1 protein-coding gene is annotated in these 1,500 nt (G+C 67.3%); it reads left to right on the top strand.

Annotated elements, in window-relative coordinates; translation table 11 throughout:
• Positions 1-100: 100 nt before the first annotated feature.
• Positions 101-1,495, top strand: a complete 1,395-nt coding sequence (locus tag ACZ6TI_RS48125; protein WP_465352035.1) for a hypothetical protein — start codon at positions 101-103, stop codon at positions 1,493-1,495.
• The last annotated feature ends 5 nt before the right edge of the window (positions 1,496-1,500 follow it).

The following is a 1,500-nucleotide window of genomic DNA, read 5'->3' as shown; positions in this document are numbered from 1 at the left end:
CAACGACCGACCTGAACCGGCGACTACAGACACGGACACGGGGGAAGAGCTGCCCATGATCGGTATTCAGCGTAGGGTCCTGGCAACGGGTGCGGTGGCGATGATCGCTGCGGCCGGGCTGGTCGGGGCGAACACCTCGGCCGTCTTCGCCGACGGTGCGCCCGTCACCGACTGGATGCAGACCCAGTCGGACGCCGATGCCGCTCAGGGCACCCCGGGTAACAGCAGCAACCAGGGCGGCTGGGCCGACATGAGTGGTGGACCTACCGCCCGGCCGTACGTCACCTCGATGAGCGTGATCAACGGTGACCAGATCACCCCCGTCTTCACCGCGGACGCGCCCGTGGCGGCCGAGGTGGCCCCCGGCCAGCTCGGCGCAGTGGTCGCGCCGGTGAACCTCTGCCCGGCGGGACAACCCGCGCAGCCCGGTCACTGTTACTCGACGCCCAACCGCGTGGCCCTCACCGTCGTCTACGGCGCCGACGGCGGCGGCAACGGCTGGGACTTCGGTTCCGAACGCGCGAACACGGTCACACCGGCCGTCACCGAAAACACGATCATCGACATGACGATCGCGTTGAACACGCTCGGCAAAAGCCTGCGCTGGAGCTGGCTCAACGGCCACCTGATCGACTGGCGCACCGACAACCTCGGCCAGGATGACGCCACCGTGCACGTACGGTTCCGCCCTGCGACCATCCCGTCCGTTGACTGGACGAGCCTGCCGGAGAACAACGGCTGCACCGCCACACCGATCTTCAACTGTGAGATCGCGCAGGCCGACAGCGAGAGGCTCGGCGCCACGCTGCTGTTCAGTCTCGACGACACGCTGGACTCGGCGCTGACCGGCGCGGTCTTCGCGACCCAGAACGCCATCGCCGGCTTCCTGCAGCCCAGCGGGAGCGCGGCCGCACCGCTGCTCGACATCCAAGCGGCGTCCACGCACCGCACCTCGCTCGGCGGACTGCAGAAAGGCACCATCGAGGCGTTCCTGCCCTCGGGCGCCCTGCTCAACCTCTACGGCGTCCTGCCGACCGACGCGCCCTACTTCTTCAACACCACCCGCACTGGCAGCACCGGCACCAACGACGCACCCACCTACACGCCGTGGGCGGCCACACCCACCCGCTCCGAAGGCGTACTCGTGACGGTCGACAACATTACGTTCAGCGTCCCGACCTACAAGGTCAAGAGCAAGCTCAAGCCGACACCCACCTCAGGCAAGGCGGCCGGCAACACCACCACCGTCCGGGCCGCCGCCGCCTGCACCAAGAAAGCACCGTGCCTGGCCACCATCTACAAAATCAACAAGGGAAAGGCATCGCGATACCTCAGCACCCGTACCACGGTGCTGAACAACCGGACCCTCACGGCTGGGACAGCAGCGCTCAAGGTCCGATCCACCATACTCCGGAAGGGCGACCGCTACCTGCTCGTCGTGCGCAACACGAAGACCAAGCGGGCAATCGTCTCCTCGCTGGGCAGCGTCCACTGACCCGC

This window comes from Actinoplanes sp. NPDC051388, assembly GCF_055586225.1.
Note: the sequence above shows the minus strand (reverse complement) of the source record. Positions and strands in the feature narration are given on the sequence as shown.